Source organism: Janthinobacterium sp. GW821-FHT03C08, assembly GCF_059420905.1.
Genome location: NZ_JBWKUP010000019.1, coordinates 65,085 through 83,149 on the forward strand (window position 1 = coordinate 65,085; position 18,065 = coordinate 83,149).

At 64.6% G+C, this 18,065-nt stretch carries 15 protein-coding genes; 8 read left to right on the plus strand and 7 right to left on the minus strand.

Annotated features, from left to right (window positions below; genetic code table 11):
* The first annotated feature begins 26 nt into the window (after positions 1 to 26).
* A complete protein-coding gene (locus AC07VL_RS23725) occupies positions 27 to 1,742 on the plus strand; it encodes a methyl-accepting chemotaxis protein (protein ID WP_494808024.1) in 1,716 nt (571 codons plus the stop codon).
* Between the two features lie 175 nt (positions 1,743 to 1,917).
* On the plus strand, positions 1,918 to 5,256 hold the full coding sequence (locus AC07VL_RS23730; protein WP_494808025.1) for a DEAD/DEAH box helicase: 3,339 nt from the start codon (positions 1,918 to 1,920) through the stop codon (positions 5,254 to 5,256).
* Positions 5,257 to 5,380: 124 nt separating this feature from the next.
* Here AC07VL_RS23730 and AC07VL_RS23735 read toward each other — a convergent pair whose 3' ends face one another.
* Positions 5,381 to 6,790 carry a heavy metal sensor histidine kinase gene (locus AC07VL_RS23735; RefSeq protein WP_494808026.1) on the minus strand — a complete coding sequence of 470 codons (1,410 nt, stop codon included), beginning with the start codon at positions 6,788 to 6,790 and terminating at the stop codon, positions 5,381 to 5,383.
* Positions 6,787 to 7,497 (minus strand): heavy metal response regulator transcription factor, encoded by a 711-nt coding sequence (locus tag AC07VL_RS23740; RefSeq protein ID WP_494808027.1) that lies wholly within the window; start codon positions 7,495 to 7,497, stop codon positions 6,787 to 6,789. The genes AC07VL_RS23735 and AC07VL_RS23740 overlap by 4 nt, the downstream gene beginning before the upstream one ends.
* A 141-nt stretch (positions 7,498 to 7,638) precedes the next feature.
* On the opposite strand from AC07VL_RS23740, the gene AC07VL_RS23745 reads away from it, so the two are divergent.
* Both AC07VL_RS23745 and uraH read left to right on the plus strand, forming a co-directional pair.
* The gene (locus AC07VL_RS23745; protein WP_494808028.1) at positions 7,639 to 8,133 is read left to right on the plus strand and encodes a GlcG/HbpS family heme-binding protein; all 495 of its coding nucleotides are present in this window, start codon (positions 7,639 to 7,641) and stop codon (positions 8,131 to 8,133) included.
* Between the two features lie 11 nt (positions 8,134 to 8,144).
* Positions 8,145 to 8,552: a hydroxyisourate hydrolase gene (gene uraH / locus AC07VL_RS23750; protein ID WP_494808029.1), complete on the plus strand. Its 408-nt coding sequence runs from the start codon at positions 8,145 to 8,147 to the stop codon at positions 8,550 to 8,552.
* Between the two features lie 3 nt (positions 8,553 to 8,555).
* On the opposite strand, the gene AC07VL_RS23755 is transcribed toward uraH, so the two are convergent.
* Positions 8,556 to 9,254: a glutathione binding-like protein gene (locus AC07VL_RS23755; RefSeq protein WP_494808030.1), complete on the minus strand. Its 699-nt coding sequence runs from the start codon at positions 9,252 to 9,254 to the stop codon at positions 8,556 to 8,558.
* 209 nt (positions 9,255 to 9,463) lie between these two features.
* Between AC07VL_RS23755 and AC07VL_RS23760 the strand changes: the two genes are divergently transcribed.
* The gene (locus AC07VL_RS23760) at positions 9,464 to 9,889 is read left to right on the plus strand and encodes a hypothetical protein (RefSeq protein WP_494808031.1); all 426 of its coding nucleotides are present in this window, start codon (positions 9,464 to 9,466) and stop codon (positions 9,887 to 9,889) included.
* A 4-nt stretch (positions 9,890 to 9,893) separates the two neighbouring features.
* Here AC07VL_RS23760 and AC07VL_RS23765 read toward each other — a convergent pair whose 3' ends face one another.
* Complete coding sequence (locus AC07VL_RS23765; RefSeq protein ID WP_494808032.1) at positions 9,894 to 11,543, minus strand: methyl-accepting chemotaxis protein; 1,650 nt, start codon at positions 11,541 to 11,543, stop codon at positions 9,894 to 9,896.
* 310 nt (positions 11,544 to 11,853) lie between these two features.
* On the opposite strand from AC07VL_RS23765, the gene AC07VL_RS23770 reads away from it, so the two are divergent.
* Positions 11,854 to 12,219, plus strand: a complete 366-nt coding sequence (locus tag AC07VL_RS23770) for a hypothetical protein (RefSeq protein ID WP_034781254.1) — start codon at positions 11,854 to 11,856, stop codon at positions 12,217 to 12,219.
* Positions 12,220 to 12,363: 144 nt separating this feature from the next.
* On the opposite strand, the gene AC07VL_RS23775 is transcribed toward AC07VL_RS23770, so the two are convergent.
* Positions 12,364 to 12,771, minus strand: a complete 408-nt coding sequence (locus tag AC07VL_RS23775) for a hypothetical protein (RefSeq protein ID WP_494808033.1) — start codon at positions 12,769 to 12,771, stop codon at positions 12,364 to 12,366.
* Between the two features lie 196 nt (positions 12,772 to 12,967).
* Between AC07VL_RS23775 and AC07VL_RS23780 the strand changes: the two genes are divergently transcribed.
* A complete protein-coding gene (locus AC07VL_RS23780) occupies positions 12,968 to 13,786 on the plus strand; it encodes an AraC family transcriptional regulator (RefSeq protein ID WP_494808066.1) in 819 nt (272 codons plus the stop codon).
* A 44-nt stretch (positions 13,787 to 13,830) separates the two neighbouring features.
* On the opposite strand, the gene folE is transcribed toward AC07VL_RS23780, so the two are convergent.
* Together folE and nudC are read right to left on the minus strand one after the other, a co-directional pair.
* A complete protein-coding gene (folE, locus tag AC07VL_RS23785; RefSeq protein ID WP_290602537.1) occupies positions 13,831 to 14,397 on the minus strand; it encodes a GTP cyclohydrolase I FolE in 567 nt (188 codons plus the stop codon).
* Positions 14,398 to 14,475: 78 nt separating this feature from the next.
* Positions 14,476 to 15,312: an NAD(+) diphosphatase gene (nudC, locus tag AC07VL_RS23790; RefSeq protein ID WP_494808034.1), complete on the minus strand. Its 837-nt coding sequence runs from the start codon at positions 15,310 to 15,312 to the stop codon at positions 14,476 to 14,478.
* A gap of 293 nt (positions 15,313 to 15,605) precedes the next feature.
* Between nudC and AC07VL_RS23795 the strand changes: the two genes are divergently transcribed.
* Positions 15,606 to 17,936: a catecholate siderophore receptor Fiu gene (locus tag AC07VL_RS23795; protein ID WP_494808035.1), complete on the plus strand. Its 2,331-nt coding sequence runs from the start codon at positions 15,606 to 15,608 to the stop codon at positions 17,934 to 17,936.
* Positions 17,937 to 18,065: the final 129 nt, after the last annotated feature.

The window sequence follows — 18,065 nt, forward strand, 5'->3', positions numbered from 1 at the left end:
CTCACTTCCGCAACACGAAAGCAATCATGTCACTCACACAATTCAAAATCGGCACCCGGCTCGGAATCGGGTTCGCGGTGGTCCTCGGCTTGCTGGTGGCCGTGCTGCTGGTCGGCCTGTATTCCATGGCGCAATTGAGCAACCGCACGCATGACATCGTCACTGACAAGAACGTCAAGATGGCAGCGGCCAATACCATGAGCGACAACGTGCGCAACATTACCCTGGCCATTACCAGCGTGGTGGTGGCGCCGACGGAAGCGCTGGTGCAGGCGGAACTGGCGAAGATCGGCGATGCGCGCAAGAAATATGGCGCTGCCAAGGAAATCCTGCAAAAGAAAATCACGACGGACAAGGAAACGGCGCTGATGGCCGAACTGGACGCCGCCCTGAAAGCAGGCGCGCCGCTGAACAACAAGGTCATCGAGCTGCGCAATGCGGGCCAGACGGAAGAGGCGATCGCCTTCCTGACCCAGCAGGCGGCACCGAGCCTGAAGCGGGTCCTGGGCGCGCTCGACAGCCTGGTCGCGCTGGAAGGCGAACTGGCGGCGCAGGCGGCCGGCGACGCCGAAGCGCTGAGCAGCAGCGCGCGCGCCTCCATGATCCTCCTGGGCAGCCTGGCCGTGCTGCTGGGCGCCTTCGTGGCGTGGATCATCACGCGCTCGATCACCCGCCCCATCAATGCCGCCGTGGGCGTGGCCGAGACGGTGGCTTCGGGCGACCTGTCCTCGCACATCGTGGTCGACTCCAGCGATGAAACGGGGCGCCTGCTGGGCGCGCTGAAAGCCATGAACACCAGCTTGCTGGGCGTGGTGGCGCAAGTGCGCCATGGCACGGATGCGATCTCCACGGCATCGAGTGAAATTGCCGCCGGCAACCTCGACCTGTCATCCCGCACGGAAGAGCAGGCCAGTTCGCTGGAAGAAACGGCGTCGGCGATGGAAGAGCTGACCTCGACCGTAAAACAGAACGCGGACAATGCGCGCCAGGCCAACCAGCTGGCGAAAAGCGCGTCCGAAGTGGCCGTGCGCGGCGGCAGCATCGTCTCGCAAGTGGTCGACACCATGGGCACCATCAACGAATCGTCGAAAAAGATCGTCGACATCATCGGCGTTATCGACGGCATCGCCTTCCAGACGAATATCCTCGCCTTGAACGCGGCCGTGGAAGCGGCGCGCGCGGGCGAGCAAGGGCGCGGCTTCGCCGTCGTCGCCACGGAAGTGCGCAACCTGGCGCACCGTTCGGCCTCGGCCGCCAAGGAAATCAAGGAACTGATCGCCGCCTCCGTGGCCAACGTGGACACGGGTTCGCGCCTCGTCAATGAAGCGGGCCAGACCATGGGCGACATCGTCGACAGTATCGTGCGCGTGACCGACATCATGGGCGAGATCACCTCCGCCACGCACGAGCAGACCATCGGCATCGAACAGATCAACATGGCCATCGCCCAGATGGATGAAGTGACGCAGCAAAACGCGGCCCTGGTGGAAGAAGCGGCGGCCGCCTCGCAAAGCATGCAGGAACAGGCGGGCGAACTGGCCCATGTGGTGGGCTTCTTTAAAACCGGCAACCATGCTGCCACCGTCAGCAAGCTGAGCCCGGTGCGCGCCACGCCGAAAGCGGCGGCCATCGCGCGCCCCGCCGCCAGGCCGGCGCCCGCGCCTGCCGCGCGCAAGGCCGTCGCGGCCGCCCCGGCACGCCGCGGCAATGCCGGTGCCGACAGCGAATGGGAAGAGTTTTAACCAATAGCAACATCCGCTGCACACGCCAGCCAGGCAGGAAGTTGCTGCCTGGCTTTTTTTCGTCCATGCGCCGCACTTTTTTTGCGGCAAAGCGCGCGCAATAGACAAAAGTGCAAAACATGCGCCGCGCATACCCTTTACAATCCTCGCTCGCTTTACAAAATAATTGGTCATCATGAATCAGGCAGAACAGCAGCGCCTCCTGGCTATCCTGGAGTATTGGCACAAGATCGAATTCTTTATCCCGTTTGACCTGAATCAAATCACGGACGTCGAAGACCCGTCCACCGTGCGCCTCCTGCCGCGCGAACAGCTGGCGCAATTGCCGCCGCAATTCGCCACCCAGTGGCCCGTGCCGTCCGACCGCGAAATCGACGGCTTTTCATTGTTCCTCGGCGTCTTCGACAAGGCGGAAATCAACAAGGCTTGCCCGCCGGCCAGCGGCCCGGACAGCCTGGCCGACACGGAAAAAACAGAACTGCTGGGACGCTCGTGCTTTGCCCGCCTGAACCTCAATGCACTGGGCGAGCCGCAGTTCGATCCCGTGTCCGTGTCCACCTTGCCGTGGGCGCTGGGCCGCGCCCGCACGCCGGACTGGTCCAGCCTGAGCGTGGACGCCTTCAGCGACAGCCAGCTGGCCCTGCAAGACAGCCTGCGCAACTTCGCGGCCAGCCGCGCCTCCCAGCCAGTGACGGACGAAGCCGGCAATATCTCCACTCCCCTGTCCGGCATGGAAATCGCCGCACTGGCCGACCTGCTGATGGACTGGGCCGGTTTCCGCCCGTCCGCCGGCCAGCCGCTGGCCGTGCTGGAATTGCGCACGCGCAAGAAACGCGCCGCCGTGGCGGACGCCGATGGCGCTGAATCCAGCCAGAACCGCAGCCTGGACTTTGGTGACGCGGCGGAGCCGTCCATCGATATCCTCAACAGTTTTTACCTCGATGACCTGGAACAGATCATCCGCGCCTTGCGCGGCGGCAAGCTGCCCGCCACGGTCGCTGCCTACCTGACGCCGCTGGCGCAGGACGAGCGCATCGACCTGTACAGCCCGGCCGGACGCCAGGCGCTGGCCGCCATGCTCAATCCGGCCAATATGAACCGGGGCCACTGGCTGGAAGACGCCAGCTACGCCATGAGCCTGATGCAGCAGTTCGCCATCCACGGCGCGCGCACGGGCCTGCATGAACGGGGCATCTTTTCCGTCAACGGCCCGCCCGGCACGGGCAAGACGACCTTGTTGCGCGAATTGTTCGCCGACAACATCGTGCGCCGCGCCGCCGTGCTGTCCTGCCTGGACCGCGCCGGCGACGCCTTCATCGGCAAGGTGGCCGTCGCCTTCGAAGGCGTGCGCGACCCCATCACCATCGCCCGCCTGCGGCCGGAACTGACGGGCTTTGAAATGGTCGTCGCCTCGTCGAACAATGCGGCGGTGGAAAATATTTCCGGGGACTTGCCGAAACCTAAACAGCTGGGCAAGGAATGGGCGCGCACGCGCTATTTCGACAGCGTGGCGCGCCGGGTCGCCGCCGATGGCAATGGCGCGAACCGCTCCCTGGGCGAACAGGACTTGCCGTGGGGCCTGATGTCTTGTGCGCTGGGCAACAGCGCCAACCGCCGCCGCTTCATCAGCAACTTCTACGATGACGACTGGGACAAGACGACGCCGCGCAAGACGCCGAACGCGCAGAACATCCGCCAGTGGCTGGCCAGCTACCAGGGCGTCAGCTTCGCCCAGGCGGCGCGCGAGTTCCGCGAGACGGAGCACGTGGTGGAAAAAGCCCTGGCCGAACAGGGCCAGTACGCGGCCCTGTGGCAAGCCGTGGGGACCTGCACGCAGGACGAATTCATCCACAGCAGCCAGCAGGCGCTGATCGCGGCGGAACAGGAAATGGATGCGGCCAACGGCGCCCTGGCCGGCGCGCTGGCGCAGCAGGACACCTTGCTGGCCAGCAAGAAAGAATTGCTGGAAGAGGAACGCCTGGTGGCGCTGACGCAGCCGGGCTTCTTTGGCCGCCTGTTCCGTACGGCACCGGCACGCGCCTACAGGGACGCCGTCGTCGCCAACGCCGAAGCCCAGCGCCAGGCCGCGCGCGACGTCTCGGCCATCAAGCTGCTGCTCAAGGGCGAGCTGGAGCCGCGCTGCGAACGGGCCCGCAACAGCCTGCACATCGCCCTGCGCACGGCGCAGTCGCGCCAGCGCGAATGGGATGACAGCACGGAACTGCTGCGCCGCGCCCGCCTGCGCTTCCCCACCATCCTCGCCCCCGAGTCGCTGGAAGCGCTGGACGGCGACGCGCTGCAGATAGGCGGCCTGTGGCATGAACCGGCCCTGGCGCGCTTGCGCTCGCGCCTGTTCGCCAAGGCCCTGGCCCTGCATGAAGCGTGGCTGGCGGAAGTGGCGAAGAAGGGCGGACCCGGCTTTGGCGGCAACTTGCTGGCCGTATCGAAATTGCTGAAAAACAAGCGCGCCTATGACCAGTCGCACGTCGCCATGGTGTGGCACAGCCTGTTCATGGTGGTGCCTGTCGTGTCGACCACGTTTGCCTCGTTCACGCGCCAGTTCCAGGGCATGGGTCCCGAATCGCTGGGCTGGCTGTTCATCGATGAAGCAGGCCAGGCCGTGCCGCAGGCGGCGCTGGGCAGCCTGTGGCGCGCCAGGCGCGCCGTCGTCGTCGGCGACCCGCTGCAGATCGAACCCGTGTTCACCGTGCCGGGCCGCCTCGTGCAGACCCTGTCCGCCCTGTCGCCGCACACGCAGGACGGCAGCTACGCGCCGACGTCCGTTTCCGTGCAGACCCTGGCCGACAAGGCCAACCGCTATGGCGCGACGGTCGGCGCCGACAGCGAAAAGCCCCTGTGGATCGGCAGCCCGCTGCGCGTGCACCGCCGCTGCGTGGAACCGATGTTCTCGCTGGCCAACGCCATCGCCTACGAGGACAAGATGGTCTACGGGCTGACCGAGCGCACGCCGCCGGCCGGCGCGCGGGGCTTGACGCGGGGTCCCAGCCGCTGGATCGACGCCGTCGGCGCCGTCAGCTACAAGCAGGTGGTGCCCGTGCAGCTCGATTTCGTGCTGGAAGTGCTGCTGAAACTGTATCGCCGCGACGGCAAGTTGCCCGAGCTGTATGTGATCACGCCGTTCAAGGCCGTGCGCGACGCATTGCGTTCGCGCATCATGGAACTGGACTGGGACCGCCGTCTCGGCTATGGCAAGGCGCCGACGACGCGCGAACTGCGCCAGTGGAGCAGCCAGATGGTGGGCACCGTGCACACTTTCCAGGGCAAGGAACAAAGCGTGGTGATGCTGGTCCTGGGCGCCGACGACAGCACGGCCGGCGCCGCGCAATGGGCGGCGGCCACGCCGAACCTGCTCAACGTGGCCCTGACGCGGGCGCAGCATTATGTGTACGTCGTCGGCAACCCGCTGCTGTGGGGCCAGCTGCCGCATTTTGCGCCCGCGTGCGCGCAATTGCCGCATACGGGCATGCATGAGTTTTTGGTGGAGATGGGCTAGAACACCGGATCACCCCCACTGCGCGTCGGTATAGGTGGCCTGCGAGGCTCACTGCCTCGGCGGCCCGGTGCAAAGCACAGTTGCGCTTCTCAAGCACCTCTCCCTGCCGCTCGCTACGGTTTTATCAGGCGTTCTCAACGGGGAAAACAAGGGTAAACGTCGTGGCGGCCGCGTCCGATGCGACCGTTGCGCTGCCGCCGTGCAATTGCATGATGGCCGTGACGATGGCCAGGCCCAGTCCCGTGGAGGCGGCCGAATCGCTGCGGGCCGGGTCGGCGCGATAGAAGCGCTCGAACAGGTGCGGCAAGTGGCGGGCGGGGATGGCGGGACCGAGGTTGCTTACGCTCAATTCCACGCCCCCGTTCGCCGCATGCGAGCGCAATAAAATCGTGCTGCCCGGCGCCGCGTGGCGGATGGCGTTCGACAGCAAATTGCCCAGCGCGCGGCGCAGCAGTTGCGGCTCGGCCGTCACCATGCCGCTGCCGTGGCAAGCCAGCGCCAGCTCGCGTTCTTCGGCCAGGCCTTCGAAGAAATCGGCCAGGCGCAAGAATTCGTCCTGCACGGGCAAGGCTTGCTTGATCAGGATCATCTCGTCCTGCTGCGCCCGCGCCAGGAACAGCATGCTGTCGATCATGCGCGACAGCCGCTCCAGCTCTTCCACATTCGACGACACCAGCTGTTCATACTCGTGCGCGCTGCGCGGGCGGGCCAGCATGACCTGGCTTTGCCCCAGCAAATTGGTGACGGGCGTGCGGAATTCATGCGCGAGGTCGGCGGAAAACTGCGACAGCCGCGCATAGCCTTCCTGCAGCCGCGCCAGCATGGCGTTCAGGGCCTGGATCAGCGGCAAGAGTTCCGTCGGCGCATCGCGCGCTTCCAGCTGCTGGCCCAGCTTGCCGGGCCGCACGAGGGCCGCATGGGCGGCGATATTGCGCAGGGGCCGCAAGCCGCGCAGCAGCATCACGCTGGCCAGCAGCGCCGCCACCAGCGCGCTGACGGCCACGGAGACGACAATCTGCCAGCGGTAGGCGGCAAACATGGCCGTGCGGTCGCCATACACGCGGGCAACGGAAATGTCGGCCATCTGCGCCGGGTCGCCAATGCGCGCGCTGGCCGCCACCACCCTGGCGGGATAGCCGTCGCGGCTGGTCCAGCTGACGATGTCGCCGGCCGTGACAGGTGCATCGACGGCCACGGGCACAGGATGCGCCACCGTCTCGCCGTTCGGATTGACATCGATCAAACGCGTGCCATCGGCGCGCACGATGCGCACCAAGGAATTCTCTTGGCCGCTCATGGTGTCGCGGAAATACTGGGGCCGCTCGCGGATGATGTCCAGCGTGCCCGCATTGCCGAGTAATTGCTGGATCTGCCGCAGTTTTCCCAGCAATAAAATGTCATCGCGGCGCTCGATTTCCGCCACAAATGAACGGTACAGATGCATGCCCAGGCCGGCCGACACGAGGGCCACGATCAGCACGAAGACGAGCGTGACGCGCAGGGTCAGCGAGCGGCGCAGTTGCGAGAATTTCATGCGCCAGCGCCGCTGTCGGGCGCACTGGGGGCGCGCAATTCGCAGACATAGCCCATGCCCCGCAAGGTGTGGATCAGCTTGGGCTCGAACGGATCGTCGAGCTTGCTACGCAGGCGGCGGATGGCCGCGTCGATGACGTTGGTATCGCTCTCGAAATTGATGTCCCACACTTGCGAGGCGATGATGGAGCGCGACAGCACTTCGCCCTGGCGCCGCGCCAGCAGATGCAGCAAGCCGAATTCCTTCGCCGTCAGGGTGATGCGCTGGCCTTGCCGGCTGACCTTGCGTTTCATCACGTCGATTTCCATGTCGCCGATGCGGATGACGTCGTCTTCGCGGGGCGGCCCGCGCCGCAACAGCGTGCGGATGCGCGCCACCAGTTCCGCAAAGGCGAACGGCTTCACCAGGTAATCGTCGGCCCCCAGTTCCAGTCCCTTGACCCGGTCCTGCACCTCGTCGCGCGCCGTGAGAAAGATGACGGGGACGTCCGCGCCGCCCTCCTGCAGGCGCAGGGCGCGCAAGACTTGCCAGCCATCCATGATGGGCAGCATCACGTCGAGCACGATCAAATCGGGCGCCTCGTGGCTGGCCATGTGCAGGCCGTCGCGGCCATTGCGCGCCAGGCTCACCGTGAAGCCGGACTCGGCCAGGCCGCGCAGCAAATAATCGCCCGTCTTCGGTTCGTCTTCTATGACCAGGATGCGCATGGCTGGGGGCTTTCTTGTGGGAAGTTAAACCATTTTACGCCGCGCGCCCGGTGCTGCGGATGATAAAAATGTCATGCGGCGATCATCTTCCCGTCGGGCAAGCCTGGCCATACTGGCGCCATTCTCTTGCATGGACACCACATGAAAACTCTGTTCTTTTCCAGCACCCTGCTGTGCCTGCTGGCCAGCCCCGTCCACGCCCAATTGCGCCAGGTCAATGACCTGTCGCTGGCGGCGGCCAACAAGCTGGCCGATGCGGCCATGGCCGCGTGCCAGGCGCAGGGCCGGCACATCGCCGTCACCGTGCTCGACCGTGGCGGCAATATCGTCACCGTGCAGCGCGCCGATGGCGTCGGGCCGCACAACACGGCAGCGAGCGGGCGCAAGGCCTACACGGCCCTGTCGACGAAAAACGATACGCAGGCGCTGGCCGTGGCCGCGCGCGGCAACCCGGACATGGCCAATCTGACGAGCTTGCCGGAACTGTTGCTGCTGGGCGGCGGCCTGCCCTTGCGCGCCAAGGGCGAAGTCGTCGGCGCCATCGGCGTGGCCGGTGGCGGCGGCGCGCAGCCGGACCGCGCCTGCGCCCTGGCCGCCCTGGCTGCCGTCCCCGAACTCGATTCCCCCACCCTGTGAAAGAAACAATAATGACCTATCTGAAAAAAACCGCTGCCGCCCTGGCCTTCGCCAGCCTGTCCGGACTGGCCCTGGCCGCCAATCCCCTGAGCGTGCACATCCTCGACCTGCAGAGCGGCCAGCCGACGGCGGGCGTGACGGTGACCCTGGAGCAAAAGAAAGGGGAAGGCTGGCAACAGCTGGGCAGTGGCGTGACGAATGCGCAGGGGCGCATCACGGCCATGTATCCGGAGAATCAACCCATGCAGGCGGGCGACTACCGCATCGTGTTCAAGACGGGCGAGCACTATGCACGGCTGAAACAGGAAACCTTCTTCCCGGAAATCCCCGTGCAATTTCACGTGGAAAAGACCGAGCAGCACTATCACATTCCCTTGCTGCTCAGCCCTTTCGGCTTTTCCACCTACCGCGGAAACTGAAGCTTAGCCCAGCGTCTTCGCCGTCTGGCCGAACAGCACGCCCTTCGCGTCCTCGCTGACGGTGGGCTGCACGTTGACCTCGGCCGCGCGCGCATAGGCGCGCACGGTGGCGGGACGGGCGGCGATGGCCGCGAACCAGCGCGCCAGGTGCGGGAAGTCTTCCAGCTTCTGGCGCTGGCGCGCGTGCGGCACGATCCACGGGTAGATCGCCATGTCGGCGATGGAGTAACTGTCGCCGGCCACGAAGGCACGGTCCGCCAGGCGCTTGTTCAGCACGCCGTATAGCCGGTTCGTTTCATTGACGTAGCGCGTGATGGCGTACTCGATCGGTTCGGGCGCGTATTGCACGAAATGGTGGTTTTGCCCGGCCATGGGACCCAGGCCGCCCATTTGCCAGAACAGCCATTGCATGACCTCGGCGCGGCCGCGCACATCCATCGGCAGGAATTGCCCGCTTTTCTCCGCCAGGTATTGCAAAATCGCCCCCGACTCGAACAGGGACAGGGGCGCGCCGCCATCTTCCGGCGCCTGGTCGACGATGGCGGGGATGCGGTTGTTGGGCGCGATGGCGAGAAACTCGGGCTGGAACTGCTCTCCCTTGCCGATATGCACGGGAATGATGTTGTAGGGCATGCCCGCTTCTTCCAGGAACATCGTCACTTTGTGCCCGTTGGGCGTGGTCCAGTAATACAGGTCGATCATCGTGGTCTTTCCGCTCGGTGGGGTGGACAGGCGGACGCGGGATAAGTATTGTGGAACTATTGTCGCGCCGCAACTGGTGTGCATGGATATAATGCCACGTCAGCGGAAAACAAGACGGCGGCGGCGTCAGCGGCCATGCAAGCAAGCGCCCACTCTCGCCAACGCGATGAAAGCACGCCATTCCAGAGAACCCTCAAAGAAAGCCGACCATGCGCAAACTCCTGATCGTCACGCTGTCCGTCCTGCTGTCAGGCTGTGTCCAGGACTTCGCCATCTATATGTTTGACGGCCAGGACCACTCCCTGACCGTGCGCCGCCAGCAACGATACTTTTGGCAAGATACGGTGGAAGTCCAGCTGATGGCGACGAATTTGCCGCAATGCCAGCGCCTGCACACCCTGTCGACGGATGCGCCGGCCGACATCAAGGTGGAGCTGTTCGCGGCCGGCGACGGCGTGTGGAACATCCGCATGGGCAAGCAGCTGTGGCAGGCGGAAACGAATACCTGCAATGAACTGACGGAAATGGAAAACGACCCGAAAGCCGACCTGGGCCAGCCGGTCGGGCAATTCCTCGTCGTCGATGAAAAACTGACCTTCGAGCCGGCGCCGCAGGCGGCGGCGCCAGCCCAATAAACACCTAGCGCGCCGCCAGGCTGCGCGCCGGCTGGCGGCCCACGGCGCGTGGCGCGCCCGCCGAGGCGGCTGCCAGGCGCGGTGCCGCGGCGCCGTGTTCGTGTGCCGACAGCTTGAAGCGCGCCACCAGCTGGGCCAGCACGGCCGCCTGGTCCTGCATGCTCGACGCCGCGGCCGCCGCCTCTTCCACCAGGGCCGCATTTTGCTGCGTCACGCTGTCCATCTCCGTGATCGCCTGGTTGACGTGGCCGATGCCCGTGCTTTGCTCGTGCGAGGCGGCCGTGATGTCGGCCATGATGTCGGTCACGCGCGACACGCTGGCCACCACCTGGTCCATGGTCGTGCCCGCCTGGGCGACGAGGGTGCTGCCGGCCGCGATGCTGTCGACGGAGGCGCCGATGAGTTCCTTGATTTCCTTCGCCGCGCCCGCCGAGCGCTGCGCCAGGTTGCGCACCTCGGATGCCACGACGGCAAAGCCGCGGCCCTGTTCCCCCGCGCGCGCCGCTTCCACGGCGGCATTCAGGGCCAGGATATTCGTCTGGAAGGCGATGCCGTCGATGACGCCGATGATGTCGACGATCTTGCGCGACGAAGCGTTGATGGTATCCATGGTGCCGATCACCTGCGCCACCACATCGCCGCCCTGGCGCGCCACTTTGGAAGCGGACTGCGCCAGTTCATTCGCCTGCACGGCATTGCCCGCGTTCTGCGTGACGGTCGACGTCAGCTCTTCCATCGAGGCGGCCGTTTCCTCCAGCGAACTGGCCTGCATTTCCGTGCGCGCCGACAGGTCCATATTGCCGCTGGCAATCTCGCTCGATGCCGTGGCGATGGTCTCGGCGCTGTGGCGGATTTCGCTGATCGCGTCAACGAGGTTGGTCTGCATGGTCTTCATGGCGTACAGCACGCTGTGGCGGTCATGCGCATGCGTGCGCACGCTGCTGCTCAGGTCGTTGTTGGCGATCTTTCCCGCCACTTCGGCCGCATATTCGGGGTCGCCGCCCAGCGCATGGCGCAGGCTGCGGTTGATGGCCACGACGACGGCCGCCAGCAGCGCGCACACGAGCAGCAGCACGCCCAGCGAGGTCAGCAGGGACTGGCGGAAGGCGGCGTCGATATCGTCCATGTACACGCCCACGACGATGGTCCAGGCCCACGGCTTGTAGGCCACCACGCGGCTCATCTTCGGTTCGGCGTTCTTCTGGCCGGGACGGGGGAAATAGTAGTGGACGAAGCCCTTGCCCGCGTCGCTCTTGCCGACGGCAACGATGTCGCGGTACAGATAGGTGCCGTTGGCATCCTTGAAATCCGACATGTTCTTGCCATTCGTTTGCGGCGCGGCAGGATTCATCACGACAACGGCGTCGAGGTTGATGATGGACAAATAGCCGGTCTCGCCAAAGCGCATGCTCTTGATGACGGCCGTGGCCTGCTTTTGCGCCTCTTCCTTCGTCAGGGCACCGCTGGCGGCCAGGTCGCCGAACATCTTCACGGCGCCCAGGCCCAGGTCGGCAGCGTTGCTCAAGTCGGCGCTGCGCTCCTCGATGCGGATCTTGCGGATTTCCAGGGCGTTATAGACGAAGATGACGGTGATGCATAACAGGCTGCAAATCAGGGGAATCCATAACTTTTGCTGGAACGTCAATTTCTTCATGTGGCTGTCTCCAACTGTATGTGCGGCGAAGGGGCAAGTCCGCATCCGGCTCTGCGGCCAGCAATGCGGCGGCGACGGCGCTCTGGCGGCACCGTTCAGACGTCTCCAGCATACGCTCGAACTACCGATATTTACAATGCCGGGAAGCAATGAATTTTGCCCGGTGTTGTTAATGCGTTGCGACAATTGATGAGAATGGATGCTGCATGGCGGCAGCACGGCGCGCGGCTCCCGTGCCGCAAGGCCGGCGGGGGCGGCGCGCGTGTGTCAAAATGCACACCGGATACACGATGAATCGCGAAAGAACAGCATGACCAAGAATGAAGCCATGAAACGCATCAATGACCGCCTGGGCAAACCCACCCTGACGGACAAGAACACGCACTTTGCCAGCGTCGCCAGCTATGGCACGGACGAAGGCTGGTGGCTGAAGATTCCCTTCCTCACCTTCAAGCAGGAATTGCACTTCATCCTCAACAATGAAAAGACGAAAAGCTTCCAGCACCTGAAGATCGGCGCCAACCAGATCCTCAGCCCCGGCATGAAATTTCGCAGCACGGGCGGCGCTGCCGACGCCTTCATGTCGGCCTCGGCACCGAAACGCCTGGTCGACCTGCTCGACGGCGGCAGCAAGTACAACTTCACCAAGCACTTCGTCAACGACTACCGCTACTGAAACACCTGAGCAAACCTGCTGCGCGGCACGCTTTGCGGCCTGCGATGCTCACCGGCTCGGCGCCCCCGTACAAAAGTACGGTTGCGCTTCTTGTCCACAAATCACTGCCGCTCGCTACGGTTTTGTCAGGTGCTCTTGGCGTTGTCAGTCTTCCCTTGGCGGCAGCCAGGCCTTGAGCAAATGCTGGGCGATGTCGAGCGCGTCGTCGCGGCTGGTGCCGAAGTGCAGGGGGTAGCCCCAGAACTTGCCGAACATGACGGCAAAAGCCTTGCCGGCCAGGCGCTTGGCGGCGCTCGGCTCGACCAGCACCATGCCCTGGATGTAGGCGCGGATGGCGGCCTTGTTCCGCTTCATCCACAGCGATGCGCGCTTGCGTTCTTCCTGCGGGTGCTCGTGCCCGTCCTCGTCAAAACCTTCCTCGCTGAGGATGACAAAGGCCTGCCGGCGCGCCAGCAGCGCGTCGAACTGGGCGAACAGCCCGTCGGGCGGGACGCCGGACGCGGCTTCGCGGCGCATCCAGACGAGGGGAAAATGGGTGATATCGAGTTGCATGGGGTGACTCCTACAAAGGGGGTTGCCGTTCCTCCTCACCTTCATCAGAACACGGGCGGCGGCGGTTGCCGTTGAAGCGGGGCTGCGGATAGCCACACGATACCGGTGGCGGCGCCGCACGTCATTGCATAAAATAGCCACAATATTATTCAATCCAGCCAAAAGTTCGCCCATGCCCCATCCTCTGCTGCCCAACATGCTCACCGCCCGGCTGGGCCTGGACGCCGCCGCCTCCATCTTCGATTTCGACGTCGATGGCGTGCTGCGTCCCTTGCTGGCCGTGGGCCTGGCCAGCGTGCGCGAGGACGGGGAGCAGGCTCCGCACCAGCACCGCAAGGGGCAGTTGCTGTATGCCACGCGGGGCGTGATTCATTGCGAGGTAGAAAGCGGGGTATGGATCGTGCCGCCCCAGTGCGCCGTGTGGATACCGGGCGGCCTGATGCACGCGGCGCAGGGCGTGGGCGAGGCGGAATGCTATTGCCTGTTCGTCGAGCCGGCCATGGCGCCGGCCCTGCCCGCCGTCTGCTGCACCGTGGCCGTCTCGCCCCTGCTGCGCGAGCTGATCGCCAAGGCGGCCGCCTTCCCCGCCCTGACGGTGCTGCAGGGCGCGCAGGAACGCCTGGTGGCCACCCTGCTCGACGAGCTGGCGGCCGCGCCGGTGGAAGACCTGCATTTGCCGATACCGCGCGATGCGCGCCTGCGCCGCCTGGCCTCGCTGCTGCTGGCGCAGCCGGCCGACAAAAGCACGCTGGCCGAGTGGGCCGGCCGCATCGGCATGAGCGAGCGCAGCATGACCCGGCAGTCGCTGGAGGAAATGGGCATGAGCGTGGGCCGCTGGCGCCGGCAGCTGCACGTCATCCTGGCCTTGCAGCGGCTGGCGCAAGGCCACAGCGTAAAAGCCGTGGCGCTGGAACTCGGTTATGAAAACACGAGTGGCTTTGTCACCATGTTCCGCAAGGCCGTGGGCAAGCCGCCGGCCCGTTACCTGGCGGAGCGGGAATCGGGCAGGCCATAAAAAAGGCGGCATCAGCCGCCTTCGTCCCGCATCGTCGCCGAAAATCAGCTTTCGCGCGCCAGGGCCAGGAATTCCGTGCGCAGCGCCAGGTTCGGCTGCATCTCGCCCAGCATGGCCGAGGTGATGGTTTCTTCGCCCGGCGTACGGATGCCGCGGCTTTCCATGCACAGGTGGCGGCAGCGCACGACCACGCCCACCGATTTCGGTTCCAGCACTTCCATCAGCGCATTGGCGATCTGCATCGTCATGCGTTCCTGCACTTGCAGGCGCTTGGAGAAGCAGTCGACGAGGCGCGTCAGTTTCGACAGGCCGACGATCTTGCCGTTGGGCACATAACCGATGGTGGCCTTGCCGAAGAACGGCGCCAGGTGGTGTTCGCAATGACTGTAGACGGGAATGCCGCGCACGACGATCAGCTCGTTGTATTGTTCCGCGCCATCTTCGAAGGCTTTCAGCAGGTCGACCGGGTCCTGGCCGTAGCCGGAGGTCCAGTGTTTCCAGGCTTTCGCCACGCGCGCCGGCGTTTCCAGCAGGCCAGGACGCTGCGGATCTTCGCCCAGGCTGCTGATCAGCCGGCGCCAGTCGTTTTCGGAGAATTCTTCTTGAGACATGCTACACCACCCTAAAATTTGCAATTGCCGCCAGTATATAGAAAATGTGACGGCCTGCCCCGGCAGACCTTGCTTTGTCTATACGGCCGGCGGCCGGTGCGCGCGCACCAGCAGGGCGGAAATCGAGACGCTCGACGTCGCCTCCGGCCACGCATCGCCGGGACCGAACCAGCGCGCCTCGGCGATCTCGTTCTCGTCCAGGCGGATGTCGCCATCGAGGTAATCGGCCGTAAACGCGATCATCAGCGAATGGGGAAACGGCCACGACTGGCTCATGAAGTACTGCAGATTGTGCACGCGCAAGCCCACCTCTTCCATCACTTCGCGGTGCACGGCTTCCTCGATCGACTCGCCCGCTTCCAGGAAACCGGCCAGCGGACTGAAGCGCTCCGACGGGGAATGCTTGTGCATGGCCAGCAGCACCTGCTCGCCCTTGCGGATGAGCACCATCATGGCCGGCGAGATGCGCGGATACGCGAGCATGCCGCAGGCGGCGCAGGTGAAGCAGCGTTCGCCGCGCGCGCGCTGCATGGGCGTGGCGCACACGCCGCAATGACGGTGCGTGCGCGCCCATTCGGCCAGCTGCACGGCGCGGCTGGCCAGGCCCAGGAAGCCGTCGTCGACGGCGTTGAACAGGGAACGCAGGCCGTGCCAGGCCAGGCCGCTGTCGGCCGGCAAAGACTCTTCATCGCTCCAGACGGTCTGGCAATAACGGCCCTGCCACAAGCCCACGGGCTGGGCGCGGCCCAGGTCGATATCGAGCGCGGCCGCCTCGGCTGCGGTGGGCAGGGCCAGTTCGGGCGTGCGCAGCAGCAGGCGGCCCCGGTGGAAGACAAACGTGAGGGTGTCGGCCGCGGCCGGCGCCGGTTCAGGCGCATCGATGAGGGGAGTAAAGGCGTCGGGAGTGTGGAGCATGCTGGAAGGAAATTGTAAAGGTTGCTCATCATACTCCCGCCGCGCGGCGCCTGCGCGCGTAGCAGCGACGGGCGCGCAAAGCAAGCATGCATGCGGCATGACAGTGTTTTTTTCCAAGCACAAAGAAAGCGTTGCGTAAACGAGACTGATAACGATTCTCATTTACGAAATAGCGCCCAATTATTACAATGTCGCTCAACCCGCCCCACCGCCAGCCACTTGCCTGCGTGCGATTGCACCGATCCGGCAGCGCCAGCCAGGAGCCACTTCCCTGACCCTATCGAAAGAGCAAGATGGCAATCAAGAGCCGCAAACACGCCCCATCCCGTTTCAACCAGCACGTCGGCGCCGCCCTGGCCGTGATGCTGCTGCCCGTCGCCGCCCAGGCGGCCGACCCGGCCGGCCAGAGCGCCCCCGCGTCGCAGCAAACCCTGAACGAAATCAAGGTCGTGGGTTCCAAGGAAAATGACTTCAAGGCCGAGAAAGCGTCGTCGCCGAAATACACGGAAGAACTGGTCAACACGCCGCAAACCATCGTCGTGATCAAGAAGGAATTGATCGAACAGCAAGGCGCGCTGACCCTGACGGACGCGCTGCGCAACACGCCGGGCGTGGGTACCTTCTTCCTCGGTGAAAACGGCAACACGAACACGGGCGACGCCGTCTACATGCGCGGCTTCGATGCGTCGGGCAGCATCTATGTCGATGGCGTGCGCGACGTCGGTTCCATCTCGCGCGATATCTTCAACATCGAACAGATCGACGTGCTGAAGGGCCCGGCGGGCACGGACAGCGGCCGCGGTTCGCCGACGGGCTCGATCAACCTGGTCAGCAAGACGGCGACCATGGACAACAAGTTCAACTCCCTGCTGACGGCCGGCAGCGGCAAGCAGAAACGCGCCACGGCCGACTGGAACCGCGTCCTCGACACGGATACGGGCACGGCCTTCCGCCTGAACCTGATGACGCAGGACAGCGGCAACCCGGCGCGCGACGAAATCAAGAACAAGCGCTGGGCCGTCGCGCCCACCGTCACCTTCGGCATCGGCAAGCCGACGCGCATCACGGCCAGCTACCTGCACGTGGACCAGGACAACGTGCCCGACGGCGGCGTGCCGACCATCGGCCTGCCCGGCTACACGACGCCGGACACCATCACGCCAACGAACAAGGTCATCCGTACCTTCCTGAACGACGCCGCCCGGGTCGATCCAAAGAATTTCTACGGCTCCACCTCGGACTACGACAAGGTCAAGGCCGACATGGGCACCTTGCGCATCGACCATGACTTCTCGCCCACCGTGCAATTCCAGAACACGACGCGCTATGGCAAGACCAAGCAGGACTACCTGCTGACGGCCTTCATGGGCACCACGGCCAACCTGAAGACGCCCGTGGCCACCGATCCGTCGACCTGGACCCTGGCGCGCTCCACGCGCACGGTGAAGGACCAGGAAAACACCATCCTGACCAACCAGAGCATCCTCAGCGCGCAATTCGACACGGGCGCGCTGAAGCACGCGGTGGTGGCCGGCGCCGAGTTCACCAGCGAAAAGCAGACCAACTACAGCTATGTGGCCGCCAGCATGGGCACCTTGCCGGCAGCCAACTTGTACCACCCGAATCCCCGCGATCCCGTCACCGGCTTCAATCCCGTGCGCAACGGCGCCTACAGCGAAGGCGAGGTCAACACGCAAAGCGCGTATGTCTTCGATACCATCAAGTTCGGCGACAAGTGGATCTTCAACGGCGGCGTGCGCTTCGACCATTTCAACACCAGCTATGACGCCGTCACCCTGCAGGCGGCCGTGACGCCGCCCGCCGTGCAGCCATTGCCCGTGGGAACGCCGATTCCCGCGCACATCACCCTCAGCGACACTTTGACCAATGGCAAGATCTCGGCACTGTACAAGCCGACGCCGGACAGCAGCGTGTATGCGCTGTGGGCCACATCGAAAGCGCCGCCCGGCACCAACTTCACCCTGAGCACGGGCGCCAGCAGCGCGCAAAACCCGATCTACGACCCGCAGGAAACCACCACCAAGGAAATCGGCACCAAGTGGGACTTCCTGAAGCAGAAACTGTCGTTCTCGGCCGCCCTGTACCAGACGGAAGTGAGAAACGAAGTGGAACAGGACCCCGTCGACCTGATCTATTACCAGAACGGCAAGAAACGCGTGCAGGGCGTGGAAATCGGCATGGTGGGCGAAATCATGCCCAACTGGCTCGTCAGCGCCGGCTACACGCGCATGAATACCAGTGTCGAGTCGGGCAAGGTCGTCACGGCCAGCGGCATCAATAACCTCAGCTACACGCCGAAGCAGGCCTTCACGGGCTGGACGTCGTACACCCTGCCCTTCGGCCTGAAGCTCGGCGGCGGCGCCCGCTACGTGGGCGAAATGCTGCGCGGCACCGATGGTGCCGTCGGCACGCCGGCCCGCATCGACGCCTACTGGGTCTTCGATGCCATGGCGACGTATCCGGTCAACAAGAACCTCGACTTGCAGCTGAACGCCTACAACCTGGCCGACAAGGCCTACGTGGCGGCCATCAACAAGTCCGGCTACCGCTACACGCCCGGCCAGCCCCGCTCGTTCAGCCTGACGGCCAATATCAAGTTCTGAAGTCAAAAGAATACGCCTCGCGCACGCCAGCAGCCCCTCTTCGGAGGGGCTTTTTTATTGTCCTGATAATCTTGTCTTTTTCGTCCACGGCCGCGCCCCCGCGACTAGCGTATGAAAAGTCATACAGCG